The 25099-nt window shown below is 64.7% G+C and carries 18 protein-coding genes and 1 riboswitch; of the genes, 8 read left to right on the top strand and 10 right to left on the bottom strand.

Annotated elements, in window-relative coordinates; all coding sequences use genetic code 11:
• Positions 1-3 precede the first annotated feature (3 nt).
• Together nrdH and GB927_RS23420 are read right to left on the bottom strand one after the other, a co-directional pair.
• On the bottom strand, positions 4-225 hold the full coding sequence (nrdH, locus tag GB927_RS23425; RefSeq protein ID WP_256119640.1) for a glutaredoxin-like protein NrdH: 222 nt from the start codon (positions 223-225) through the stop codon (positions 4-6).
• 281 nt (positions 226-506) lie between these two features.
• Positions 507-723, bottom strand: a riboswitch (cobalamin riboswitch).
• 98 nt (positions 724-821) lie between these two features.
• Entirely contained in the window at positions 822-2063 is a 1242-nt protein-coding gene (locus GB927_RS23420) for an aromatic ring-hydroxylating oxygenase subunit alpha (protein WP_256119639.1), read from the bottom strand.
• Between the two features lie 247 nt (positions 2064-2310).
• Here GB927_RS23420 and GB927_RS23415 point away from each other — a divergent pair, with 247 nt between their 5' ends.
• The gene (locus tag GB927_RS23415) at positions 2311-2784 is read left to right on the top strand and encodes a hypothetical protein (protein WP_256119638.1); all 474 of its coding nucleotides are present in this window, start codon (positions 2311-2313) and stop codon (positions 2782-2784) included.
• Positions 2785-2831: 47 nt separating this feature from the next.
• Here the strand turns inward: GB927_RS23415 and putA are convergent, their stop codons facing one another.
• Positions 2832-6518, bottom strand: a complete 3687-nt coding sequence (putA, locus tag GB927_RS23410) for a trifunctional transcriptional regulator/proline dehydrogenase/L-glutamate gamma-semialdehyde dehydrogenase (RefSeq protein WP_256119637.1) — start codon at positions 6516-6518, stop codon at positions 2832-2834.
• Between the two features lie 178 nt (positions 6519-6696).
• Between putA and GB927_RS23405 the strand changes: the two genes are divergently transcribed.
• On the top strand, positions 6697-7170 hold the full coding sequence (locus tag GB927_RS23405) for an Lrp/AsnC family transcriptional regulator (RefSeq protein WP_256119636.1): 474 nt from the start codon (positions 6697-6699) through the stop codon (positions 7168-7170).
• A gap of 6 nt (positions 7171-7176) precedes the next feature.
• Here GB927_RS23405 and GB927_RS23400 read toward each other — a convergent pair whose 3' ends face one another.
• Entirely contained in the window at positions 7177-7611 is a 435-nt protein-coding gene (locus GB927_RS23400; RefSeq protein WP_256119635.1) for a PACE efflux transporter, read from the bottom strand.
• Between the two features lie 93 nt (positions 7612-7704).
• On the opposite strand from GB927_RS23400, the gene GB927_RS23395 reads away from it, so the two are divergent.
• Positions 7705-8598 carry a LysR family transcriptional regulator gene (locus GB927_RS23395; RefSeq protein ID WP_256119634.1) on the top strand — a complete coding sequence of 298 codons (894 nt, stop codon included), beginning with the start codon at positions 7705-7707 and terminating at the stop codon, positions 8596-8598.
• Positions 8599-8623: 25 nt separating this feature from the next.
• On the opposite strand, the gene GB927_RS23390 is transcribed toward GB927_RS23395, so the two are convergent.
• From GB927_RS23390 to GB927_RS23380, 3 genes are all read right to left on the bottom strand, one after another.
• Positions 8624-9022, bottom strand: a complete 399-nt coding sequence (locus GB927_RS23390; protein ID WP_256119633.1) for a VOC family protein — start codon at positions 9020-9022, stop codon at positions 8624-8626.
• 212 nt (positions 9023-9234) lie between these two features.
• Positions 9235-10992: an ABC transporter ATP-binding protein gene (locus GB927_RS23385; protein WP_256119632.1), complete on the bottom strand. Its 1758-nt coding sequence runs from the start codon at positions 10990-10992 to the stop codon at positions 9235-9237.
• 149 nt (positions 10993-11141) lie between these two features.
• A complete protein-coding gene (locus GB927_RS23380; protein ID WP_256119631.1) occupies positions 11142-12119 on the bottom strand; it encodes an oxidoreductase in 978 nt (325 codons plus the stop codon).
• A gap of 92 nt (positions 12120-12211) precedes the next feature.
• Here GB927_RS23380 and GB927_RS23375 point away from each other — a divergent pair, with 92 nt between their 5' ends.
• Complete coding sequence (locus GB927_RS23375; RefSeq protein WP_256119630.1) at positions 12212-13135, top strand: AraC family transcriptional regulator; 924 nt, start codon at positions 12212-12214, stop codon at positions 13133-13135.
• A 10-nt stretch (positions 13136-13145) separates the two neighbouring features.
• Here GB927_RS23375 and GB927_RS23370 read toward each other — a convergent pair whose 3' ends face one another.
• Positions 13146-14042 (bottom strand): fructose bisphosphate aldolase, encoded by an 897-nt coding sequence (locus GB927_RS23370; protein WP_256119629.1) that lies wholly within the window; start codon positions 14040-14042, stop codon positions 13146-13148.
• A gap of 131 nt (positions 14043-14173) precedes the next feature.
• Complete coding sequence (locus tag GB927_RS23365; RefSeq protein ID WP_256119628.1) at positions 14174-17821, bottom strand: caspase family protein; 3648 nt, start codon at positions 17819-17821, stop codon at positions 14174-14176.
• Between the two features lie 311 nt (positions 17822-18132).
• Here GB927_RS23365 and aspT point away from each other — a divergent pair, with 311 nt between their 5' ends.
• Positions 18133-19818, top strand: coding sequence for an aspartate-alanine antiporter (gene aspT, locus GB927_RS23360; protein WP_256119627.1), 1686 nt, complete (start codon positions 18133-18135; stop codon positions 19816-19818).
• A 35-nt stretch (positions 19819-19853) separates the two neighbouring features.
• Positions 19854-21449 carry a bifunctional aspartate transaminase/aspartate 4-decarboxylase gene (locus tag GB927_RS23355; protein WP_256119626.1) on the top strand — a complete coding sequence of 532 codons (1596 nt, stop codon included), beginning with the start codon at positions 19854-19856 and terminating at the stop codon, positions 21447-21449.
• 54 nt (positions 21450-21503) lie between these two features.
• Here GB927_RS23355 and GB927_RS23350 read toward each other — a convergent pair whose 3' ends face one another.
• On the bottom strand, positions 21504-22334 hold the full coding sequence (locus GB927_RS23350; protein WP_256119625.1) for a hormone-sensitive lipase: 831 nt from the start codon (positions 22332-22334) through the stop codon (positions 21504-21506).
• 304 nt (positions 22335-22638) lie between these two features.
• Between GB927_RS23350 and GB927_RS23345 the strand changes: the two genes are divergently transcribed.
• Entirely contained in the window at positions 22639-24258 is a 1620-nt protein-coding gene (locus tag GB927_RS23345; RefSeq protein WP_256119624.1) for a benzoate-CoA ligase family protein, read from the top strand.
• A gap of 1 nt (position 24259) precedes the next feature.
• On the top strand, positions 24260-25096 hold the full coding sequence (kynA, locus tag GB927_RS23340) for a tryptophan 2,3-dioxygenase (RefSeq protein ID WP_256119623.1): 837 nt from the start codon (positions 24260-24262) through the stop codon (positions 25094-25096).
• Positions 25097-25099 lie beyond the last annotated feature (3 nt).

Here is a 25099-nt window from a genome sequence, read left to right as displayed (position 1 = left end):
GGCTCAGGCGAGCGCGCTGATCATGTCGGGGCGGAAGCCGGCCCAATGCTGCTCGCCGGCAACCACCACCGGAACCTGCCGGTAACCGAGACCCTGGACGAGTGCAAAAGCGTCGCTGTCCTCGGAAATGTCAACGACGCTGTAGTCGATGCCCTGGCGGTCGAGCGCGCGGGTGGTCGCGGTGCACTGGACGCAGGCGGGTTTGCTGTAAACGGTGATGGACATGGTTTTCCTCGTGACTTTGCAATTGAGCATGGGGCAAATTGGGCGTTGAGCAATTGGGCATGGGAGATCGTCCGGTCATCCGCCGATGGCCGTGCGATGGATTGGAAATGGATCAGGCAGCCGCAGGCGCGCGGCCGGGATTACCGCCTACTCGCGCGGATATGCTGGAAACTGTATCGACATGGACTTCACCCCGAAGCAATTCATGCGGGGGCCATTCGGGAAACGACAGGGCGGCATCATTCCGCAACCCATCGTTCGCCTGCCGGGCACCCCGCCCGTGGACGTTCATGCGCGAGGCAGGTCTCCTGGCTTGCGGGTCGGCGCATCCGTTCACCTTCCCAAGGCATTTGCGCCCCAGTGGCTTATCGAACGAACGCTCGCCGCTTACAGTTGCGGGGGCAGCTCCGGATTTACAGGGCCATCATGGCCCCACCGGATTCCCGTCTTAGCTTCCGATCCTCTCGAATCGGAAGAACCTCGAACACAAGATATAGTAGACGAGGTAAAAAATGCGTCAACAACTATGATGTCTGGCCGCAATATCGCTTGGGGATAAGGAAGGCGCATGCCGGAAAATTCGGCATGCCCAAGGCTCACGCCTTGCCGGTCGGCCGGCTGATCTCGTCCAGATACCAGTCGATATAGCGCAACTCGTTCTGCTCCATCGGCGCGATGGGACCGGGCACGAAATAGTGCGACTGCACGCCGCGCGCCGTGTGCTCGATGATCGTCTTGTCTTCCGCCGTCGTCACCTTCCAGAGCCAGGTGAGCTTTTCGAGGTCGTAATCCGCGCCCTCTTCCGCCTTGCCGTCGACGAGCCAGATCAGCTCCATCTCGCAGCTCTGCGCGGTCTTGGGGATGAAGCGGTAGATCATGCCGTGGTCGGGATAACAGACGAGGAAGGTCGTGCCGCCGAGATGGATGGAGGTGACGCCGCCGTCGAAATCGGAGAAACGACCCATCAGCGGCGCGACCGCCGTGCCGTCCTCGCTGCCACTCTGCACGCCGTCATACAGCGCATAGCGGAAGGCATGGATCGCCTCGCGGCCCTCGCGCGACGTCTGCCAATGGTTGCCGGAGCCGACCTCGATGCCGAGCGCACAGGTGCGCTCCTCCATCGCGGCATTCAGCGCCTCGATCATGTGCAGCGGCTGCTCAAGCGCATGGGTCTGCGAATATTCCGGATGCGCCGGGCCGCAATGGTAACACTCGACATAGTTTTCCACCGCGAGCTTCCAGTTGGCATCGACCGGATAGGTTTCGCGGTGCGCGATCTTCGCGCTCGCCCAGCCATATTGCCCGCAGGTCGCATGCAGCAGGCGCTCCACCTCGGAAAAATCGAGCGGCTCATCGGCAAAGGAAATGAAGATCAGTCCCTCGACAACGCGCACATGCAGCGTCTTCAGCCCATGGTCCTCGCGCTTGAAATCCTTCGGCATCAGGCGGGCGGCCCGCAGGCTCCCGTCATTGCCGTAGGTCCAGGCGTGGTAGGGACAGACGAAGACGCGGGCATTGCCCTTCTGCTTGGTGCAGACTTCCGCGCCGCGATGGCGACAGACGTTCAGGATTGCGTTGATCGACCCGTTCGCCGCGCGGGTGACGATCACCTGCTCGGTATCGATGCGGAAAACCTCGAAATCGTTGACGTTCGGGATGACGCTCTCATGCGCGATACAGTGCCAGTGGCGGCGGAACACCCGCTCCATGTCGCGCTGGTAGATGTCCGGATCCTGATAGAACGCGCGGGCGAGGCCGTGCCCCGGCCGATGGTCTGCCACAAGACGGTCGATACGGTCGGCGATATTGTCGATTACGGCTTCGGCGATATGTGCCATACCAGCGGACCCCTCAATGGCTTTTTCTCGCGGCAGTATCCAGAGGATAAAACCTCCCGGCAAGATGACCAGAAGGCCACGATTAATCGACATAGTCGATTAGTGCCCCCGCGGACGCCCCGCGCCCGCCGCGTCCCGGTGGCCCACATTTCGCGAATTTCGACAGGGTCTCGGCCGTCTCTATGATAGGTCTGCGCGTTTCGGGCAAAGTCCAAGGGCGCATTCCACCGGGCCGGCAGAGGTGCACATGTTTCGGATTCTGTACCAGGGCGACATTTTCGCCGACTATTTCCAGATTTACCTGCGCGACGAAGCGCATGCGGACCTGCCCGACGACTACACGGAAGAGACGATCGCGTGCCACCTCATGGCCGGACCGCATGCCGTCATCCTTCATACCGTGCGCAACATGATGGTGCCGGTCTACGTCGAATGGCACCAGCAGCGCCCCGACCTCGATCTCGACAGCCACCAGCACGTCGTGGAGGCGGGCATCACCTGCCCGTCGGGCCAACTGGTGCTTGCCGGCATGACCGAAAACGAAATGGAATCACCCCGGCTTGCCGTGAAGGCGGGGCCGCTCGGCATTCGGGCGAGCCTCGCCGGCCTCGACACGCTCAGCACCGACGGGCTGGAAGGCGACGACCGTTACCTCCTGCAGCTTTGGCCCGGGGTGGAGGCGAAAGGCGTGCGGGTGCTGAAGGCCTGGCAGACGGCCTAGGGCAGCTACCGCCCTCTCGTGGTGGTAGCGGCTTTGCAAATGAGGCCTTAGCCGATGCTCATCAGGCTGGCATTGCCGCCGGCGGCTGCCGTGTTGATCGAGGTCGAGACCTCTTCGAGCAGCCAGTTCAGGCAATAGGCTTCGCTGCCCGCCTGGATTTCCTGCGTGGAGGCAGCCTGCGTCAGGACGAGCGGCCCTGGCAGCGTCGCGATGCGGCGCGCGGCCTCGACGACCCTATCGCCATCCCCTTCGATCAGCGCACCCGCATAGGGACCATCGGCCGCCCAATCGGTGGACCAGGTGATGAGGGCGGCGAGGTTGGCCGGCAGATTGGATAGGCTGGCCTTGAGGCCGGAGGCCGAATCGACCACCGCCTTGTTGCCCGTGGCGAGAACGGCGCCGAGCTGGGCCAGCAGCCCCTCTTCCGTTGCGGGAACGAGAAGGATGCGGCCGCGCGAATGGAGGGAATAGAGGTTGCGTTCGCCGACGGGGCCGGGAAGTTCGAGATCGAGCCCGAGCGCCGAATTGCTGCCGAGATCACGCACGCGATCCGCCAGTTCGGCCTTGCCCTTGCCGCGCAGCCACTGCGCGAAATCGGTCACGGCCGGCTGGAGATGCACGGACGAATGCTGCGGCGGCACCGGCGGCGTCTGCACGAGACGGCCGATATAGAGCGGCCCGCCCGCCTTCGGGCCGGTGCCGGAAAGCCCCCGACCGCCGAACGGCTGCACGCCAACAATGGCGCCGATAATGTTGCGGTTCACATAGATATTGCCCGCCTTCACCCGGCTGGTGACATGGGCGATCGTCTCGTCGAGACGCGTGTGCAGGCCGAAGGTCAGGCCGTAGCCGGTGGCGTTGATGTCGTCGATCAGGCGATCGACGTCTTCGCGCTTGAAGCGGATGACATGCAGGACCGGGCCAAACACCTCGCGCTCCAGGTCGGCGAGCGATTGCAGCTCGATGATGGTGGGCGAGACGAAGGTGCCGCGCGCGGCTTCCGCCGGCAGAGCCACCTGCTCGACCTTGCGGCCGCGGGCGCGCATCTTTTCGATATGCCCCTCGATCGTCTGCTTGGCTTCCGCCGTGATGACCGGGCCGGTATCGACGTTCAACCGATCGGTGCGGCCGATCTTGAGTTCCGCGAGCGCCCCCTTCAGCATGGTCAGCGTGCGGTCGGCGACGTCTTCTTGGAGGCAGAGCACGCGCAGCGCCGAGCAGCGCTGGCCGGCGCTGTCGAAGGCGGATGCGATGACATCCGCCACCACCTGTTCGGCGAGCGCAGACGAATCGACGATCATCGCATTCTGCCCGCCGGTTTCGGCGATCAGCGGAATGGGCTTGCCCGAGGACGACAGGCGCCCCGCAAGCTCCTTCTGGATAAGGCGGGCTACTTCCGTCGAGCCGGTGAACATGACGCCCGCCGTCTCCGGCGCACCAACGAGGGCGGCGCCCACGCGGCCATCACCCGGCAGCAATTGCAGCGCGCCGATTGGAATGCCGGCCTCGTGCAGGATGCGCACGGCTTCGGCAGCGATCAGCGGCGTCTCTTCCGCAGGCTTCGCCAGCACAGGATTGCCGGCGACGAGGGCGGCGGCAATCTGGCCGGAGAAGATGGCCAGCGGGAAATTCCACGGGCTGATGCAGACGATGGGGCCGAGCGGCTGGTGGGCGGCGCCGAGCGTGCGGCGCGCCTGTTCCGCATAATAACGCAGGAAGTCGATCGCCTCGCGCACTTCGGCAATGGCATTGGCCGCCGACTTGCCGGCCTCGCGGATGGCAAGGCCGATCAGCGTCGAAATCTTCGCCTGCATCAGGTCGGCGGCGCGGTCGAGGCGGTCGCCACGCTCGCGCGGCGGCACGGCAGCCCATTCGGACGCGGCCGCCAGCGCCAGTTTCGCGGCCTTCGCCACGCCCTCGCTGGAGGTTTCCGTCACATAGCCGACGACATCGGACTGGTCGGCCGGGTTCAGCACCGCCCGCTTTTCGCCATCGCTGGAACCATCCGCGATCCGCGGCACGGCCTGCCATTCGACGGCAGCGGTCTTGGCGAGGTCCTGCGCCAGCGCTGCGAGCACCGTCTCGTTCGACAGGTCGAGACCGGCGGAGTTCAGCCGGCCCTTGCCGTAAAGCTCTGCCGGAAGCGCGATCCGGTCGTGTTTTCCGCCCGGCACCGGCATGGAGCGCACGACGGCGGCGGGATCGGCGATCAGCTCATCGACCGAGATGGCCGGATCGGCGATGCGGTTGACGAAGGAGGAGTTCGCACCGTTTTCGAGCAGGCGGCGGACGAGATAGGCAAGCAGCGTCTCATGCGTGCCGACCGGCGCATAGATGCGGCACGGCCGGTTGAGCTTTTCCGAGCCGACCACTTCGTCATAGAGCGGCTCGCCCATGCCGTGCAGGCACTGGAACTCATATTGCCCGACGCGGAAATCCGGGCCGGCGAGCTGGTAGATCGTGGCGAGCGACTGGGCATTGTGCGTGGCGAACTGCGGAAAGACCGCATCCGTCGCCGCCAGCAGCTTTTTCGCGCAGGCGATATAGGAGACGTCCGTGTGGATCTTGCGCGTATAGACCGGGAACTCCTCCAGGCCGTCGAGCTGCGCGCGCTTGATCTCGGCATCCCAATAGGCGCCCTTGACGAGGCGCACCATGATGCGGCGGCTGGAGCGGCGGGCGAGATCGATGATGAAATCGAGCACGAAGGGGCAGCGCTTGCCATAGGCCTGAACCACGAAGCCAACGCCATCCCAGCCCGTCAAAGCGGGATCGTGGCAAAGCTCTTCCAGCAGGTCGAGCGACAGTTCCAGCCGGTCGGCCTCTTCGGCATCGATATTGAGGCCGATATTGTAGGATTTCGCAATCGCCGCCAGCGCCTTCACCTTGGGCAGCAGTTCGCTCATCACGCGCCCGGCCTGCGCCCGCACGTAGCGCGGATGCAGCGCCGAAAGCTTGATCGAGATGCCGGGGCCTTCATAGATGCCGCGGCCGGCGGACGCCTTGCCGATGGCATGGATGGCGTTCTCGTAGTCACGGTAGTAGCGCTCCGCATCGGCAGCCGTCGTCGCCGCCTCGCCGAGCATATCGTAGGAGTAGCGGAAACCCTTGCGCTCCATGGCGCGCGAGTTGCGCAACGCCTCGTCGATCGTCTCGCCGGTGACGAACTGCTCGCCCATCATGCGCATCGCCATGTCGACGCCGCGGCGGATGACCGGCTCGCCGCAGCGGGCGATGAGGCGCGTGAGTGCGGCGGAAAGGCCGCGGTCGTTGACCGTCGAGGTCAGCTTGCCGGTGACCACCAGGCCCCATGTGGCCGCGTTAACGAAGAGCGAACGACCGCCCCCCATATGCGACTTCCAATCGCCTTCGGAAATCTTGTCACGGATCAGCGCGTCGCGGGTGGCGTTATCGGGAATGCGCAGCAGCGCTTCGGCAAGGCACATCAGCGCGACGCCCTCCTGGCTGGAGAGCGAATATTCATGCACCAGCCCCTCGACGCCGGAGCCCTTGTGCTTGGCGCGCAGCGCGACGATCAGCTTGCGGGCCGTCTCGCGGATGCGGGCGGTCACCTCGTCCGGCAGCGTCGCCTGGTCGAGAAGCGGCCGCACGGCCTCCACTTCGGGAATGCGATAGGCGGCGGTGATGCGCTGCCGGAGCTCGCTCTGCGCCCGGATGGGCGGTGCGAAATCGGCGAAAGCGGGAGCATTATGTTCGTTTGCAGACTGGACCATTTTCATCACCATCTCGGGCTATCGGCCATTCCATCCGAGCGCAGAATACATCGCCTGCCGGCGCATTCCACCCTCGTGGCGCTGGCCGGGAACATAGTGGATTGCTACGGGACTTTCTCACCAATATAAGGCTTCAAACGAGAACTATCTCCAAATAAATCCGGATTTGGTGGTCTTAATGTCCAAGACAAAGCAAGTTTTTAGTGAAATCGATGCGATCGACCGGAAGATCCTCGATCTTCTCGTTGAAAATGCACGCATTTCCATCACCGAAATGTCGGAAATCGTCGGCCTTTCGAAGACCCCGTGCACGTTGCGCCTGCAGCGATTGATCAACGACGGCTATATCGACGGCTTCCGCGCCGTGCTCAATCCGAAGAAGCTCGGACTGGACCATGTCGCCTTCGCCGAGGTCAAGTTGTCCGATACGAAGGAGGCAGCACTCATCGCCTTTAACAATGCGGTGCGCAAGATCAAGGAAGTCGAGGAGTGCCACATGATTGCCGGCCGCTTCGACTACCTGATAAAAATCCGCACCTCCGATATCCGCAGATACCGGGAGGTGCTGGGCGAGAAGATTTCGAGCCTCCCGAATGTCGCAAGCACCTCCACTTCCGTCGCGATGGAATCCATCAAGGAAAGCGGCCGCTGATATCCGTCAGGCCGGTTGTGCGGCCTGCGGCACCGGGAAGACCCGGTCATAGGCGAGGTTGTAGGCGAAGGTGTAGACCACGTAGAAGCCGACGATCGCCATGTCCATCATCAGCGCCTGCCACACGGTGATGCCGAGATACCAGGCGATCGGCGGAATGAGGATGGCGAGCAGGCCGCCCTCGAACAGCAGCACATGCACCACGCGCGCCTTCAGGCTCTTGCGCGTATGGCCGACGAGCCGCAGCATCGCGTGGTCGAAGCCGAGATTGTAGACGAAGTTCCACAGCGTCGCGATGGTCGCCGAGACAACGCCGACGACGCCCATATGGCCGACCGGCTGGTTGAACAGCGCCGCCGCCACGGGAACGAAGATCGCGAGGCCGAACGCCTCGAAGAGGACCGCATGACGGACGCGGTCGGGGAAAGTGCGCATGGACATGATGTCTATCCTTTTGTTGTTTTCGTTGACTTGCACGCTTTCTATCTCAATATCGCCGATTACAAAGTTAGCTACTATCCGGATTTGAGATAGATGACCGTTTCCATGGAACAGCTGGAGGCCTTCGCTGCGGCCGCCGAGCACGGCTCCTTCTCCGCAGCCGGCCGGGCGCTGCGCAAGGCGCAGTCGGCGATCAGCGTGCTGGTGTCGAGCCTGGAGGACGATCTCGGCGTCCAGCTCTTCAGCCGCGCCTCGCGCAATCCCGCCCTCACGCCGGCCGGTGAGCGCCTACTGGCGGAAGCGAAGGTCATCCTCGATCGCCGCGAGCACCTGATCGGCGTCGCGGCCAGTTTCGAGGCGCATGTGGAAAAACGCCTGGTCGTCGCCATCGACGAGCTCTATCCGGAGCGCGCGCTGGGCACGCTCTTTGCCGAATTCGCCGAGCGGTTTCCCCATGTGGAACTGGAGCTGCTCTTTCCGATGATGGAGGATGTCAGTCGGCTGGTGCTCGACGGCAAGGCCGATATCGGCGTGATGTGGCGGCAGGAGACGCTGCCGGCGGCCCTCGCCTTCCACACGATCGGCTGGGTGCCGCTGAAACTGGTCTGCGGCCGGAACCATCCGCTCGCCGGCACGGCGGTCGACTGGGAGGAGCTGAAGCGCCATCGGCAGCTGATGGTCGCCGTGCGCAGCGAAGGCCCGGAAAAACAGCGCCTGCGCACCGCCGCCGAAGTCTGGTGGGTGGAAAGCCACTGGGTGATCCTGCAAATGGTCAAGCAGGGCATCGGCTGGGCGCTGGTGCCGGACCATATCATCGACTACTCCCCGGTCATCGACGATCTCGTGACGCCCGCCCTCCAGTTCGACGACGCAGACTGGCCGGTCGCCCTGGAAATGGTCTGGCACAAGCAGAAACCAAGCGGCCCGGCCGCCGAATGGCTGCGCGAGCGCTTCGCCTCCACCCGCATCAACGCCACGCCGGGATAAGGGCCGCAGAAGTGCGGCCCTCGCCTCACCGCCCGCCGCTGAACTGCACGAGATCCCAGAGATTGCCGTAGAGATCCTCGAAGACCGCCACCGTGCCGTAGCCGGCCTGCTTTGGCTCGCGCACGAAGCGGATGCCCCGCTCGGTATAGAGCGCGTGATCGCGCCAGAAATCATCGGTCGAGAGGAAGAGGAAGACCCGTCCGCCCGCCTGGTTTCCGATGAAGGCCTCCTGGTTGGCGGCAGAGGCGCGCGCCAAAAGCAGCGACGTGTTGCCGCCGCGCGGCCGCACCACCACCCAGCGCTTGTCCTGCTCGGGCTGGTAGCTGTCCTCGACCAGCTCGAAGCCGAGCTTTTCGACATAGAAGGCGATGGCCTCGTCGTAGTCGCGGACGACGAGCGCGATATGCGCGATGCTGTGCTTCATTCCGGCTCCCACGGTAGGGGTATTGGCCCGGCAGATCAGCACGAGTTTCCGGCGGATGCCATAATTTTCTTGCCAGCGCACGATGACCACCGGCCCGATAAGGGCTGGCCGCGCAGGTGGCGCACCGTGCGCCGCCGGCCCAAACAGATTCCAATTCACGGACGATCGACGCGGTCCAATCGGACTCGTCCTCCGCGATTTTTCCGGATCCGCTACCGCTTCAGATTCAGATAATGCACGGGATCGCTGGCGGTCTGCGCGGCCTGGAGGTTCTTGTAGCGTCCGTTCTTGCGGGCGATAAGGTCGGCATGGTTGCCGCTCTCGACGATGCGGCCATCGTCGACGACGAGGATGCGGTCGGCGTTGGCAATGGTGGCGAGCCGGTGGGCGATGACCAGCGTCGTGCGACCGGCCGAAAGCTCGGCGAGCGACTGCTGGATGGCGCGTTCGGTCTCCGTGTCGAGCGCCGAGGTCGCCTCGTCGAGGATGAGGATCGGCGGGTTCTTCAGGAAGATGCGGGCAATGGCGAGACGCTGCTTTTGCCCGCCGGAGAGTTTCACGCCGCGCTCGCCGATCATCGTGTCGAGCCCGTCCGGCAGGTTGGCGATCACATCGTCGAGCCGGGCGCGCTTCGCGGCGTCCAGAATCTCCGCTTCCGTGGCGTCGAGCCTTCCATAGGCGATGTTCTCGCGGATCGTGCCGGCGAAGAGGAAGACGTCCTGCTGTACGATGCCGATATTGGAGCGCAGCGATTTCAGCGTCATGTCGCGGATGTCGATGCCGTCGACGGTGATCGCGCCGGCGGTGATTTCGTAGAAGCGCGGCAGCAGCGAGCAGATCGTCGTCTTGCCCGCCCCCGAGGGGCCGACGAAGGCGATGGTCTCGCCCGCCTGGATTGCGAGGTCCAGCCCGTCGAAGACCGGCCTTTCGGCGCTGTAGCCGAAGCGCACGCCGCGATATGCGATATCGCCCTTCAGCCGGCCGGCCTCCCGGGCGCTGTCGCGGTCCATGATGTCAGGCTGCGTGTCGAGGAACTGCGTATACCGCGCAAAGCCCGCAATGCCCTTCGGATAGGTCTCGATGATCGAGTTGATCTTGTCGATGGGCCGGAAGAACACGTTGACCAGAAGCAGGAAACCGACGAAGCCACCGGCGGAAAGCTCGCCGCGCGTCACGAACCAGGCGCCGGCCAGCATCACCACCACCTGCACGAAGCGCATCGAAAGGTAGGACAGCGACATGGACGCCGCCATCACCTTGTAGGCTTCGAGCTTGGTAACGAGGTAGTTGCGGTTGCTCTCGGCAAAAAGCTTGCGCTCGTGATCTTCGTTGGCAAAGGCCTGCACGACGCGGATGCCGCCGACATTTTCCTCGATGCGGGCGTTGAAATCGGCGACGCGGCCGTAAAGCGCGTGCCAGTTTGAGGTCATGCGCGCGCCATAATGCGTGGTGACCCAGGCCGTCAGCGGCACGATGACGGCGGTGATCAGCGCCAGCGGCACATGCACCCAGAGCATCAGCAGGAAAGCGCCGATCAGCGTCATGATCGCGATGAACAGGTCTTCCGGCCCGTGATGGGCGACCTCGCCGATCTCTTCGAGGTCCTTGGTCAGCCTTGCGACGAGATGGCCGGTCTTCTGGTTGTCGAAGAAGCCGAAGGAGAGCTTTTGCAGGTGGTCGAAGGCCTTGCGGCGCATCTCGGCCTCGATGCGCACGCCGAGCATGTGGCCCCAATAGGTGACGATGACCTGCAGGCCGGCATTGATAAGATAGATCAGGAACAGGCCGACGGCGGCGAGCGCGATGAGATCGAGCCGACCGGTCGGCAGCAGCCGGTCGATGAAGAGCGTCACCGCGACGGGAAAGGCCAGTTCCAGCAGGCCGGCGGCGACGGCGCTGCCGAAATCCAGCGCAAACAGGCCCCGGTGCGGACGGTAATAGGCGGCGAAGCGCTTCAGATGGTCGGACATGAACGGCATGCTTTCGATATCGGTCTTATTGCTAAGACGATCAACTACTGCGTCTCATCCCACAGGTCGCAAAATTTTTCTTCCCCGACACGGTTTTGTGATTGGCGCCCCTTTCGCGGGCGCCAATTCTAGCTTCAGGCAAAAGCGGCTCAGTTCGCTGCACTAGCCAGGGAAACACCCGTCAGCCGCTCGGACAGCACCCAGAGACGCTCCGCCGCGTCCGGATCCATCGCCCAGGGCGCCACGCCCTTGTTGCCTGCCGCCTCGCCCTGCGGAAGTGCCACCTCGCAATCCTCGCAATAGACGCCGCCGATGCCGTCGAGTTCGGGGCGTGCCGCCGCCCAGACACTGGTTGCGGCCCCCTGCTGCGGGCTCTTCAGATCGCGTGCGGGGTCGACACGGCGGTTGCCGTTCTCGTCATACACGTCGAAGGCATTGATCTCGTCTTCGCTGAGATGGCGGGCAAGATCGGTGAGGATGACGCCCGGATGCAGCGAGAAGGCGCGCACGCCATGCTCCGCCCCGCGCCGGTCGAGCCCCAGCGCAAAGAGCGCATTCGCCGTCTTCGCCTGGCCATAGGCCTGCCACTTGTCATAGGCGCGCGTGTGGAAATCGATATCGTCGAAATCGACCGGACCGATCTGGTGCCCGCGCGAGGAGACCGACACGACCCGCGCGCCGCCGGCCGCAACCAGCGCCGGCCAAAGCCCCGCCACCAGCCGGAAATGGCCGAGATGGTTGGTCGAGAACTGGCTCTCGTGCCCGTCTGCATCGCGCGCCAGCGGCGTTGCCATGATGCCCGCGCTGTTGACGAGGATCGATATCGGCGTGCCGGCCGCGACGATCCTGTCCGCGAAGGCGGCGATGGACGCGGGGTCCGAAAGATCCATCGCCTCGATGCGCACATTTTCGATGCCGGCCAGCGTGCGCTCCGCCTTGGCGCGGTCGCGCGCCGGCACGATGATCGTGGCGCCGGCGCCGGCGAGTGCGCGCGTCGTCTCGACGCCGAGGCCGGAATAGCCGCCGGTCACGATCGCCGTCTTGCCGGAAAGGTCGATCCCCGCGACCACCTCCTCGGCGGTGCTGGCGGCATTGAAACGGGACCCGATAGGTTTTTGCTCGGACATGTCGTCACTCCTTCGTTCTCTCGTGCTGGTGTCCGTGCTTCATATCGGGTACAGTTTCGGCGTCTCCAGCTTGCAAACTCCAGGTTTTTGTCGTGATCGTCCAGAATGCACAGGATGCCCTGTCCGACGTGCTGAGCGCCATCGATGCGCGCGCGCTCTTCTCCGTGCGCTTCGCGGCCGGCGGCCCGTGGGCGGTCGCCTTCCCGCCGCCGTCCTATGTGAAGTTCAACGCCATCCGCCACGGCGGCGCCTGGGTCATCCCGGAAGGCGAGGCGCCGATGCGCATCGAGGCGGGAGATTGCCTGGTGGTCAGCGGCAAGGCCTTTACGCTTTGCAGCGATCCGCGGATGAAACCCATCCCGGCGCGCGACATCTTCATCGGCGGCAACCTCGATGTGATGGTCGGCGACGGCCAGGATTTCGTGCTTCTCGGCGGCAGCGTGAACCTCGATACGGTGGACGGCACGCTCCTGACCGACGCCTTGCCGCCGGTCGTCGTCATCGCGCGCGAAGAGGCCGGGCCGATCGCCTGGCTGCTGGAACAGCTGGATGCGGAGTGGAACAGCACGGCACCGGGGTCGCGCATTGCCTGCAACGACCTCCTGCGCCTGATCTTCATCCATGTGCTGCGCGCCTATCTCGCCCGCGAGACGTCGCGGCATCCGGGCTGGCTGGCCGGCCTCACCGACCGTCGCCTTGCCCCGGCGCTGCGGGCCATCCATGCCGATCCGGCGCGCCGCTGGACGGTGGACGAACTCGCCGGCATCGCCGGCCAGTCACGCTCGGCCTTTGCCGAGCGGTTCCGCGACACCGTCGGCGCCTCGCCGATCGATTATCTTGCGGCATGGCGCATGCGGCTTGCGGCCGCCCGGTTGCGGCGCGGCGACGAACCGCTGCCGCGCATCGCCCAATCGCTGGGCTATGCCTCGGACAGCGCCTTCGCCGCCACCTTCCGCCGTGTCCTCGGCCAATCGCCCGCCCGCTACCGCAGCCTGCACCGCGGCGCGGCCGCCTAGCTTCGCTCGATCAGACCTTCACGGCGCTCGCGGTGTAGATCTCGTCGATCGTCCGGCCGAGGCTGGCATCGAACTCGGCATCGCTCATTTGCAGGCGCAGGTCTTCCGTGAGCGCACGCGAGAAGCTGGCGATCATGCCGTGGTTGCGGCTGAGTTTTTCGCAGGCGTCGGCGCGGCTGTAGCCGCCCGAAAGGGCCACGACGCGGGCAACCGCCTTGTGGGCAATCAGCGGCTTGTAGAAATCCGCGACCGTCGGGATGGTGAGCTTGAGCATGACCTGCTCGCCCGCCGGCACGGCATCGAGCTGGCTGGCGATCTCGTCGCGCAGGATCGCCTCGGCCTCCTCTTTCGTCGCACTCTTGATCGAGACTTCCGGCTCGATGATCGGAACGAGGCCGTGGCCAAGGATCTGGCGTCCCACCTCGAACTGCTGCTTCACCACGGCGGCGATGCCGGCCTTGTCGGCATGGGCGATCACCGAGCGCATCTTGGTGCCGAAAATGCCCTTCTTCACCGCGCGGGCGAGCAGCGCGTCGAGATCAGGCATCGGCTTCATCACCTGCGCGCCGTTCTCCTCGGCGGCGAGCCCCTTGTCGACCTTGAGGAAGGGCACGACGCCGCGGTCTTCCCACAGATAGGAGGGAACCGGCTTGCCCTTGGCTTCGCCATCCATGGTCTTTTCGAACAGGATGGCGCCGATCACCTTGTCGCCGGAGAAAGCGGGCGCCGTCATGATGCGCACGCGCATCTCGTGCATCAGGCGGAACATCGCCTCGTCACCGCTATAGTCGGTGTCGGCAATGCCATAGAGACGCAAGGCACCGGGGGTGGAACCACCGCTCTGGTCGAGGGCGGCAATAAAGCCCTCCTTGCCGGACATCTGCGCCATCATTTTTGCGTCAGCCATGCTTTCCCCCCTTTTCGGACCGGCGCGTGGTGCGCTCGGACACGCTGCTCTGCCAATTTGCTCGGAGCATAACCGACGATATCTTGTTCTCCTACCCCTTGCCGAGATCGGCGCGGGTGGATTTTACCGGCTCAAAACAAACTCATGTCGCCGACCAGGAGGTTTCGCGCGAGCCACGGGCTCTGCCGGCCCTCGGTGTCGCGCAGCACGCGGGATTTGACGGCGGAATAGAATTCGCCGAGATCGATGACGCCGTTGGCATCGACGTCGGCCGTGCCGCGGCCGGTCCCGAGCACCTCGACGATGGCCGAGGTGAAGACGCCGCCGCCCTTTCCGGCACTTTCCAGCGCCACCTGCCGCCCCTTCGAGGCGGCGAGCACGACCATGGGCGCGCCGGCCGACGTCAGTAAGGCACCAGCGACATCGTCGTTCGTGGCAAAGGCGCTGCTGCCGGCAAGGCCGGTGTGACAGGCGTCGAGCAGGATCACCACCGTTCCCTTCGCCTTGGATAGCACAGCCGCGACGTCACTCCAGGCAAGCGCGGTCTCGCGCAGCGCGCCGGTGCGCGTATCCGGCAGGGCGAGCAGCAGGTCGCCGGTCGTGCCCGTGCCACCGGAACCGACGGCATGGCCGGCAAAAGAGAAGAGCAACGTGTCGTCCGGCCCCGTGGCGGCGACGGCATCGGCCACCGCCTTGAGGATCGTTGCGCCCGTCGCCGCACGGTCGCTCAGCACGGTCAGCTCCGGCGACGCCGCGCGATGGCCGCCAACGCCCGCCAGAACCGCCTTCAGGCGCTCCGCATCGCTGCGCGCGAAGGACAGCGCGGGAATGCCCGGATCGCCGGCATAGGCGTCTATCCCGACTAGCACCGCGCGAAGGCGCCCCTCACCGCGCGATGGCGGCGGCAGGAGCAGACCTTTAGGGGTGCTGACCAGGCCGTCGGCGTCGTCGGCAAGCACGGTGATCCACCGGCTGCCGCCGGGATCGGCAATGTCGAAGACCTCTTCGGCCGCCTGTCCCTGCACATTCCGCTCGTCGATCAGCCGGCCGTCGACGAACACACGAAGCCGCGCGAGCCCGGTATCGTCGGTGGCGCTTACGGCCAGGCGGCGTTTTCCAGCCTCGGCCACGCTCGCCGTGAAGGAAACCAGCGGCGGCGAACCCAGCGTTTCCGGCCGCGCGGCGATCTCCCGCCCTTCGAGCACCGCCTGCGCAAGGCCCGGCCGGTGGAGGGCCGCCCCGAACTGGTGCACGGTCTGCAATGCGGGCATGCCGGCAAAGCGCACATTGAGCGCGTGCGCCCCTTCGTAAGTCGTGTCGAACCGACCATCGGGCAGCATGACGACGATCTCATCATCGATATGTGCTCCCCCCAGGATCTGCTCGCCCGTCCCGGCGCGAAACACGGTGAAGCGACCATCATGGTTGAGCTGCACCAAAAACCGGCCGTCCCGCGTGAGGCGCATGGCGCGCACCAGCGTCGGATCGGCAAGCGGAACGAGGTTTCCGACGCGCTTGCCGGTGCGCGTGTCGATGAAGGCGGCCTGTCCGATATAGCTGGCGGAGACGAGAATCCGGTCTTCGCGCACTGCAAAGACCCGGATTTCGCTCGCATCCGTGGAGCTCCACCCAAACGCGCTGGCATCGTCAGGTGCGTTTTCCGGCACGAGTTCCCGGTCGATGTTCACGATGAGGTCGGGCGAAACCAGAATGAGGCCCGCCATGCTGACCCTGGAGCTGCCAGCATAACAATTGGCAAACAGCAGCGCATGGGCCTGTTCCCCCTCGCCCCAGCGCCAGACCTGTTCGATCGAAGCCGGGTCGAACGCCTCGGCGGAGGTCTTGCATTCGAAGGCGATGTTTTCCGGGGCGACGGTGCTGAAGCGCTTGCGGATGGTGGGAGCGGTCCGCGCCACGGCATCGATGAGCGTATCGATCTTCGCCTTTCGATCGGCATTCACATCCATGTAGTGACCATAGGTGCTGTGAGCGACCGACGACACCCGGTCGATCGCGCCGATGACGGCGCCGATCCGGTCGAACACCGTCGCCTCGGAGGGCTGGAACGACGATTGCGGCAGGCGCCCAAGGCCGCGCCCGGCGATCTGGACCCCGCAAAACACGCCGCCCTCGGCGCGCGCCAGACCCCGCCCATCGCCGACATTCCCGCACCGGTCGTCTGCAGCTACGACTGCCGTGCCCTCCATCAGGGGCTTGCGAATGAGCTTGTCGACGGGCACGAACAGCTGCTCGTCCGGCGCGGATGCATTGATAAGATAGCTCTCCATGCCATGCGTGACGCGTATCGGCTCGCCGAAAAGCCAAAGGTGTTTTTCCAGAGGGATATCGATGCCGCGATGGGTCCGGACGAGCTGGCGAAGCGCTTTTCGCGCGCCGTCCGGGTCGAAGTCGTCGAAATTCCCTTGCGAGGCCGACAAGTAGTAACCCGGCCCGCTTTCCTCCAGGTCGTAAACCTCGCCGGAGACGATGTCCCAGAACCGTCCGCCGTCCTTGGTGCCGTCAGCGCTCGGGCCGGTCATCGCCGCGAACATGCGATCGACATCGAGCACGATTTCGGTGCGCCAGCCGACCCCCATGTTCCGCATGTAGGTTCCGGTGCCGATATCGGCGTTGAGAGTGGAGACGACGGAATTCTCCATCTGCCGGATTTCTGCCCCGAGCACGATGAAACTGTCGTTGCGCGTCCAGGCGAGCAGCCCATGGCGCAGGTTCTGGACGACGGCGCCATCAGCAAGGTCGATGACCTCCAGCCGCCTGTCGATCGAACGCACCGCTGCCACGAAACGTCCTGTCGGCGAGAAGCGCGGCTGCAACCCTGCGCGCGAGAACAGCAACGCACCCATCTCGCGGTCGAACACATCGTATCGGTCCTTGTAGACCTTCATCTCGTAGCGCCCGGACGGATCGGCCAGAACCTCGTCCGGCGCATCGCTTGTGAAGCGGTCCTGCACGACGATTTCCGGCAGCCCGAGTTCCACCGTAAGACGCGGCGAGCGCTCCGTGCGCAGCACATGCTCGCCGCAGGCGCCACCCGTCACGAGGCTGACGCCGATATCCTGTTGGCCGGAGGAAAGCAGGAAGACCGTGATGGCACCGCTTGCCGCAGGCATGCGCCCATGCAGCGGAATGATGGCGCGCGTGCGCTCTTCGGCATGTTTCAGACCATCCGGCCCCTTCGCCCCCGCTGTCAGCGGCAGGAAACCCTTTCCCTTGAAGCGCGTGGCCACCGGGAAATCGGCGACGATGAAAAGCGGCAGGGGTGCGGGTTTTGCCGCCCGGAGCTGATAACCCAATAGGAAGCCCGTGCCCGGCGTCAGTTTCTGCGTCATGCCGATGGTAAACTGGATGCCGGCGACCATCGCCCGCGCCTCATTGAGCGCCTCGGGACAGGCAAGCGCCACGGTCTGCATCACGGGCATCTGCCGAAGTTCGGCGATGCGCTCGCGCATCTGTTTTGCAAGACAGGCCACATCGCCGCGGCATCGGCTTCGCTTGCGCATCCAGGCGCGCTGGTCCGCCACCAGCTTTTCGGCCGTCTTGCCTTCAGCCGCGGAGCGTTGCTGCGAATAGACGGCGGCCATTTCGGCGTCGAGCGCCGCCAAAGCCGGATCGCCGCATATCGCATGTTCCACCGCATTGGAGGCCTTGGTGCAATCGAAACTGGGCTGCGCGGGTGCCGATCCGGCGCCCAGCAGCAAGAGGACGGTGCAAACAGCCGCCATCATCAGAACATGCAGTCGCGTGCCGGAACCGGTCATGCCGTCCCCCTCCGCATAGGGCGTGCTCCCCTGTCCGGAAGCAGGCCTCACCACTCGGCTTCACTGACAATTGCTGAATTCCTGCGCTGGCGGGGCCAGGTATACTCAATTCTTCTAACGTACCAGCCAGGCCGTTCATTCGGCCGACGACGGCGGCGTTCAAAAACGGCACATTTTCCGCAGGTCGCGCCTAAATTCATTAACCCTGGCGTTCCAGCCGAAACAACACATACGAGTTGTAGTTGCAGTTTTGCAAAACTCATTTAGCGTGCCGGAAGCGGAGTGCCGCGCGGCTGCAAGTGGGAAAACGCATGAACTATCTGCACGCGATCTTCCAGCAATCCCCCGAGATTGCTCTCTTCCTCGCCCTTGCCGGCGGCTACTGGATCGGCAAGTTCCAATTCGGCAAATTCCAGCTTGGCGGCGTCGCCGGCTCGCTGTTGGTCGCCGTCGTCCTCAGCCAGGTCGGCGTGACGATCGACAACGGCATCAAGACCGTGCTCTTCGCACTGTTCATCTATGCCGTCGGTTTCGAGAGCGGGCCGCAGTTCTTCCGCTCGCTCGGCCGCAAATCCATTCGCGAGATCGTCATGGCGGCCGTGCTGGCGCTGAGCGGGCTTGCCACGGTGGTGGTGCTCGCCAAGATATTCTCCCTCGACAAGGGTCTCGCCGCCGGCATTGCCGCGGGCGGGCTCACCCAGTCGGCGATCATCGGCACCGCAAGCTCGGCGATCGGCAAGCTTGGCCTTCCGGCAGACCAGACTCAGACGCTCCAGGCCAACGTGGCGATCGGCTATGCCGTCACCTACATCTTCGGATCCTTCGGCGCGATCCTGGTCTGCGTCAACATCCTGCCCTGGTTCATGGGCCGCGGCATTCGCGACGACGCGGTGAAGGCTGAGGCCGAGATGCTCGCCGGCGCGCAGGTCTTCGGCCCGGGCGAAAGCGCGGCCCTGCCGGACCTCGTCGGGCGCCTCTTCACGGTGGAGAAGGCGGCGGGTCGCACGGTCGCCGACCTGGAGGCCAGCGCCACGGCAGCCCCGATCGCCGTCGAGCGCATCAAGCGCAAGGGCAGCATCGTCGGCGTCGATCCCGGTTTCGTTCTGGAACGCGGCGACATCGTGCTCGTCGTCGGGCGCCGCTCCGGCGTCGTCGGGCTGGAGGCGGTCGTCGGGCCGGAACTGCAGGCCTCCGATGGCATGGAGATGGTTCTCGCCACACGCGACGTCGTCGTCGCCAATGCCGAATTCGCCGGCCACACGGTCTCCGACATCATCGAGGCGACGCGCGACCTGCGGCACGGCGTCTTCGTGCTCTCCGTCAAGCGCGGCGGCACCCCACTGCCTCTCGAAGCGAAAACCCGGATCGAGGCTGGCGATATCGTCACGGTCTACGGCCTCCAGGAAGATCTCCAGCGCATCGCCAAGCGCGTCGGGCCGGTTCTCGTGCCGAGCGACAAGACGGATTTCGTCTTCCATGGCCTCGGTATCGTCGTCGGCCTGCTGGTCGGCCTTCTCGTCGTGCGCATCGGCTCGATCCCGCTGACGCTCGGCAGCGGCGGCGGCGCGCTTCTGGCGGGTCTCGCCTTCGGCTGGTATCGCAGCCGCAACATGACGCTCGGCAACATGCCGACCGGCGCATCCACCCTGCTTCGCGACCTCGGGCTTGCCGGCTTCGTCGCAGTGGTCGGCCTCCAGTCCGGCCAGCAGGCGGTGCACACCATCATCGAGAGCGGTCTGTCGATCTTCCTGATCGGCGTCGCCGTCACCATCATTCCCATGCTGATCACCATGGCCGTGGGACGATACGTGCTGCACTACGACAACGTCGCCGTGTTCGCCGGCTCGCTGTCGGGTTCGCGCAGCGCCAATCCCGCCTTCGGCGAAGTGCTCGACAAGGCCGGCAATTCCGTGCCGACGACGTCCTTCGCCATCACCTACGCCCTCGCCAATGTGTTCCTGACCCTGCTCGGGCCACTCGTCGTCGCCCTCGTATGACCGACCCCCAAGGTCAAGCCTTCGGAGAAAGCCCCATGACCGACTACAGCCAATACGCCAAGCTGAGCCCGTTCGAGCTCAAGGACGAGCTCATCAAGCTGGCCACGAGCAAGAAGAACCAGACCATGCTGAATGCCGGGCGCGGCAACCCGAACTTCCTCGCGACCCTCCCCCGCCGGGCCTTCTTCCGGCTCGGCCTGTTCGCCACGGCCGAGGCCGAGCTTTCCTACTCCTACATGCAGCAGGGCATTGGCGGCCTTCCCAATATCGAAGGCATCGAGGGCCGGTTCGAGCGCTTCATCAGCGAGCATCGCGACCAGGAGGGCGTCGTCTTCCTGAGCCGCAGCCTGTCCTATGTCCGCGACCAGCTCGGCCTCTCCGCCTCGCAGTTCCTGCATGAGATGGTCGAAGGCATCCTCGGCTGCAACTATCCCGTCCCGCCCCGCATGCTGCGGGTGAGCGAAGAGATCGTCCGGCAATATCTCGTCAAGGAAATGATCGGCGGCTTCACGCCGGCCGGCGATGTCGACGTCTTCGCAGTGGAAGGCGGCACGGCCGCCATGACCTATATCTTCAACACCATGAAGCAGAACGGGCTCGTCGAGCGCGGCGACAAGGTGGCGATCGGCCTGCCCGTCTTCACGCCCTATATCGAGATCCCGCAGCTCGAGGAATACGGCCTGAAGGAAGTCGCGATCAATGCGGATCCGGCCGCCGGATGGCAATATCCCGATTCGGAACTGGAAAAGCTGAAGGACCCCGCCATCAAGGTGTTCTTCTGCATCAATCCGAGCAATCCGCCCTCCGTCAAGCTCGACGAGCGCAGCCTGAAGAAGATCGCCGACATCGTCGCCAACGACCGGCCGGACCTCATCATCCTGACCGACGACGTCTACGGAACCTTCGCCGACGACTTCCAGTCGCTTTTCGCGGTCTGCCCGAACAACACGATCCTCGTCTATTCCTTCTCGAAATATTTCGGCGCCACGGGCTGGCGGCTCGGGGCCATCGCTACCAATCGGGAAAACGTGCTCGACCGGAAGATCGCAGACCTGCCGAAGAAGACACGCGAGGCACTGGAAAAACGCTACAACTCGATCGTGACCGACGTCAGCGCGCTGAAATTCATCGACCGGCTCGTCGCCGACAGCCGCACGGTCGCCCTCAACCACACGGCCGGGCTCTCGACGCCGCAGCAGGTGCAAATGGTGCTGTTCTCGCTCTTCGCCCTGATGGACGAGCACGACATGTACAAGGCATCGCTGAAGAAGGTCATTCGCCGGCGCGAAGCGGCCCTCTACCGCGAACTCGGCATCGAACTCACCGAGAACCCGAACCAGGTCGATTATTACACGCTGCTCGACCTCGAAGACATCGCACAAAAACTCTACGGCTCGGAGTTCGCGGCGTGGGTGAAGAAGACCTTCACCGCCAACGAACTTCTCTTCCGCATCGCCGACGAAACCGGCATCGTCCTCCTCCCCGGCCGCGGCTTCGGCACGCAGCACCCTTCCGGCCGCGCTTCCCTCGCCAACCTCAACGAATACGAATATGCGAGGATCGGCCGTGCACTGCGGAACATGGCGGACGAGTATCACCGGCAGTTCACGAAGAAGAAGTCGAAACGCTGAGGCTGTCGGAGCCACCAGCCGAGTGGCAGCAGGTCTGACCTGTCGTTTCGGTGCTCACACCGACAGCAGGGTTCGCGTCAGGGCATGTGCCGGGTCGGCGAGGCCGTCGTTGATGGTGAAGTGGTGCCTGTCCGGCTCGACGATCGTCGCTGTTGTGGCGCCCAGTCCCGTCCAGATATTGGCGAGCAGGGCGTTCTGGCGCAGGAATTCCGGGCGCTCGCTTCCGCCCACCCAGCAGGTGATGCGGGCGTCTCTCATAGGCCGCAGCAGCGCCGGGCTTTCCGCAAGCGCCTCCGCTTCGTCGATGGCGAGCCTTTCGTTCATGGCGGTCGACAGGAGGGGGCGCAGGTCGTGCAGGCCTGAAATCGAGACGACGTTGCGGATGCGTTGCTGAACCTGTGGCGCCAGCGGCGCCGTCGTGGTGATCATCCGGCTGGCGAGATGGCCGCCGGCCGAATGCCCGGTCAGGATCAGCGGTCCCTCGACCAGTCCTGCTGCTTCGGTGATGGCCGCCGCGACCTCCCTGACGATTTCCGCGATGCGAACCTCCGGGCACAGCGTGTAGGAGGGCATGGCGACCGCATAACCGCTGGCGACGGCGCCTGCGGCCAGATGCGACCAGAAGCTCTTGTCGAGCTGCAGCCAGAATCCGCCATGCACGAAGACGACCAAGCCCTTGGCCGGACCTTCCGGGAGAAAGAGGTCCATGCGGTTTCTCGGGCGCTCGCCATAGGCAAGGTCGAGTTTTGCGCGGCCGGCCGACAGCAGCGCGCTTCGGAATGTCTCGGCGGGCGTGACCCAGGCCTCCGGCCATCGATCGCCGCGCGGGATGTTCACCCCGTTTGCATAGGCGTTGTCCCAGTCCGAAATGCGGTATTCCAGCATCGTTGCATCCCTCCCGTTGATGTGGCCGACGACATAGAAATCACCCGGACGGCGGCCAAAGGCAATGCCGTCAGCAAAAAACTTTAGGCTTGAAATAATTTTTGACTGATGCGATGCTGCACCATGTTCAGCGCAGAAGTGGAGGTCTTCGCTGTGCCCATCACAATCGATGACATTTCCGCGACGACATGGCCCGTCGGCTCGGCGAAGCCGCGCCTGGCCGCCCGCGCCAACGCGACCGTAAAAAATCTAGCCGATGCAGCCTGAACAACAGGCGCGACACGAACAGGGGGATGGCCGCCACATGCTTGGACCGACCGCACATGTCGACACGTTCACACGCGACAACCTGCCGCCACCGCAGGAATGGCCGGATTTCCTGCTCGACGGTTTCGACTATCCCGACCGCCTCAACGCCGCCGTCGAACTGACGGATGCGATGGTCGCAAAGGGGGTCGGCGACCGCACCGCGCTCATCGGCAACGGGCGCCGCCGGACCTACAAGGAACTCTCCGACTGGACCAACCGGCTGGCCCATGCGCTGGTCGAGAATTACGGCGTGAAGCCGGGCAACCGCGTTCTCATCCGCTCGGCCAACAACCCGGCCATGGTCGCCTGTTGGCTCGCCGCCACCAAGGCCGGCGCCGTCGTCGTCAACACGATGCCGATGCTGCGCGCCGGCGAACTCACCAAGATCGTCGACAAGGCCGAGATCAGCCTGGCGCTGTGCGACACGCGCCTGATGGACGAGATGATCGCCTGCGCCAAGGACAGCCGCCATCTGAAGCAGGTCGTCGGCTTCGACGGGACCGCGAACCACGATGCCGAACTCGACCGGATCGCCCTCGACAAACCGGTGCGCTTCGACGCCGTGCCGACCGGCCGCGACGACGTGGCGCTTCTCGGCTTCACCTCCGGCACGACCGGCGTGCCAAAGGCGACCATGCACTTCCACCGTGACCTGATGGCGATCGCCGACGGCTACGCCCGGGAAGTTCTCGGCGTGACGCCGGAGGACGTCTTCGTCGGTTCGCCGCCGCTCGCCTTCACCTTCGGCCTGGGTGGCCTTGCGATTTTCCCGCTGCGCTTCGGGGCGGCGGCGACGCTGCTCGAACAGGCGACGCCGGCGCTGATGGTGGAGATCATCGAGACCTACAAGGCGACGATCTCGTTCACCGCGCCCACGGCCTACCGGGCCATGCTGAAGGCGATGGATGCCGGCGCGGACCTGTCGTCGCTGCGCGTCGCGATCTCGGCGGGCGAGACGCTGCCCGGCCCGATCTTCGAGGAATGGACCGAGAAGACCGGCAAGCCGATCCTCGACGGCATCGGCGCCACCGAGATGCTGCACATCTTCATTTCCAACCGCTTCGAGGACCGCAAGGCCGCCTCCACCGGCAAACCGGTCGGCGGCTATGAGGCGAGGATCGTCGACGACGAGATGCGCGAAGTGCCGCGCGGCACCGTCGGCAAGCTCGCCGTGCGCGGGCCGACCGGTTGCCGCTACATGGCCGATTCCCGCCAGCGCGACTATGTCCGCGACGGCTGGAACATCACCGGCGACGCCTTCTTCCAGGACGAGGACGGCTTCTTCCATTTCGCGGCCCGCTCCGACGACATGATCGTGACCGCCGGCTACAACATCGCCGGCCCCGAGGTCGAGGCGGCGCTGATCGCGCACCCGGAAGTGGCGGAATGCGCGGTGGTGGGCGCGCCGGACACCGAGCGCGGCCAGATCGTGGAAGCCTATGTCGTGCTGACCGCCGGCGTGCTCGCGGACGAGGCGACGATCAAGCGCCTGCAGGATCACGTGAAAGCGACGATCGCGCCCTTCAAATATCCCCGCTCGGTGAAGTTCGTCGAGGCCCTGCCGAAGACCGCGACGGGCAAGATCCAGCGATTCCGTTTGCGGGCGGAGCACTGACATGAGCGACCCATACGACCCTTCGAAGGAAGGCGCACAAATGTCGTTCGAGGGGCGCATGTCCTACAGCGACTATCTCAAGCTGGAGAAGGTCCTCACCGCGCAGGCGCCGCTTTCGCAGGCGCATGACGAGATGCTGTTCATCATCCAGCACCAGACCTCCGAGCTCTGGATGAAGCTTGCCTTGCACGAGATCAGCTCGGCGATCCGCTCGATCCGCGAGGACCGGCTGGAGCCGGCCTTCAAGATGCTGTCGCGGGTCGCGCGCATTTTCGAGCAGTTGAACAATGCCTGGGACGTGCTGCGCACGATGACGCCCAGCGAATATACCGAGTTCCGGGATTCGCTCGGACAGTCGTCCGGCTTCCAGTCCTGGCAGTATCGGGCGATCGAATTTTCGGCCGGCAATCGCAACCTCGCCATGCTGCGCCCGCACGCCCATCGCCCCGAAATCCTGGAAAAGCTGGAGGCGATCCTCGCCGCCCCGTCGCTCTATGACGAGGCGATCCGGCTTCTGGCACGCAACGGCTTCGATGTCGGCGACGAGGCCGGGCGCAGCGATTGGCGCGAGACGCGCAGCGAGAACGACAAGGTCTTTGCGGCCTGGCAGACCGTCTATCGCAATCCGGAGCGCTACTGGATGCTCTACGAGCTTGCGGAGAAGCTGGTTGACTTCGAGGACTATTTCCGGCGCTGGCGCTTCAACCACGTCACGACAGTCGAACGCATCATCGGCTTCAAGCGCGGCACGGGCGGAACGTCCGGCGCCTCCTATCTCAAGAAGATGCTCGAGGTGGAGCTCTTCCCCGAACTATGGCATGTGCGTACGGATCTTTGATAG

The sequence above is a fragment of the Shinella lacus genome, assembly GCF_010994755.1.
Classification (GTDB): Bacteria; Pseudomonadota; Alphaproteobacteria; order Rhizobiales; family Rhizobiaceae; genus Shinella; species Shinella lacus.
This window is presented reverse-complemented; position numbering and strand designations above follow the sequence as displayed.

Bases quoted from the DNA above. Each gene is read 5' to 3' on its own strand.
- nrdH (WP_256119640.1), bottom strand. From the start codon at position 225: ATGTCCATCACCGTTTACAGCAAACCCGCCTGCGTCCAGTGCACCGCG.
- GB927_RS23420 (WP_256119639.1), bottom strand. From the start codon at position 2,063: ATGGCACATATCGCCGAAGCCGTAATCGACAATATCGCCGACCGTATC.
- GB927_RS23415 (WP_256119638.1), top strand. From the start codon at position 2,311: ATGTTTCGGATTCTGTACCAGGGCGACATTTTCGCCGACTATTTCCAG.
- putA (WP_256119637.1), bottom strand. From the start codon at position 6,518: ATGGTCCAGTCTGCAAACGAACATAATGCTCCCGCTTTCGCCGATTTC.
- GB927_RS23405 (WP_256119636.1), top strand. From the start codon at position 6,697: ATGTCCAAGACAAAGCAAGTTTTTAGTGAAATCGATGCGATCGACCGG.
- GB927_RS23400 (WP_256119635.1), bottom strand. From the start codon at position 7,611: ATGTCCATGCGCACTTTCCCCGACCGCGTCCGTCATGCGGTCCTCTTC.
- GB927_RS23395 (WP_256119634.1), top strand. From the start codon at position 7,705: ATGACCGTTTCCATGGAACAGCTGGAGGCCTTCGCTGCGGCCGCCGAG.
- GB927_RS23390 (WP_256119633.1), bottom strand. From the start codon at position 9,022: ATGAAGCACAGCATCGCGCATATCGCGCTCGTCGTCCGCGACTACGAC.
- GB927_RS23385 (WP_256119632.1), bottom strand. From the start codon at position 10,992: ATGTCCGACCATCTGAAGCGCTTCGCCGCCTATTACCGTCCGCACCGG.
- GB927_RS23380 (WP_256119631.1), bottom strand. From the start codon at position 12,119: ATGTCCGAGCAAAAACCTATCGGGTCCCGTTTCAATGCCGCCAGCACC.
- GB927_RS23370 (WP_256119629.1), bottom strand. From the start codon at position 14,042: ATGGCTGACGCAAAAATGATGGCGCAGATGTCCGGCAAGGAGGGCTTT.
- GB927_RS23365 (WP_256119628.1), bottom strand. From the start codon at position 17,821: ATGACCGGTTCCGGCACGCGACTGCATGTTCTGATGATGGCGGCTGTT.
- aspT (WP_256119627.1), top strand. From the start codon at position 18,133: ATGAACTATCTGCACGCGATCTTCCAGCAATCCCCCGAGATTGCTCTC.
- GB927_RS23355 (WP_256119626.1), top strand. From the start codon at position 19,854: ATGACCGACTACAGCCAATACGCCAAGCTGAGCCCGTTCGAGCTCAAG.
- GB927_RS23350 (WP_256119625.1), bottom strand. From the start codon at position 22,334: ATGCTGGAATACCGCATTTCGGACTGGGACAACGCCTATGCAAACGGG.
- GB927_RS23345 (WP_256119624.1), top strand. From the start codon at position 22,639: ATGCTTGGACCGACCGCACATGTCGACACGTTCACACGCGACAACCTG.
- kynA (WP_256119623.1), top strand. From the start codon at position 24,260: ATGAGCGACCCATACGACCCTTCGAAGGAAGGCGCACAAATGTCGTTC.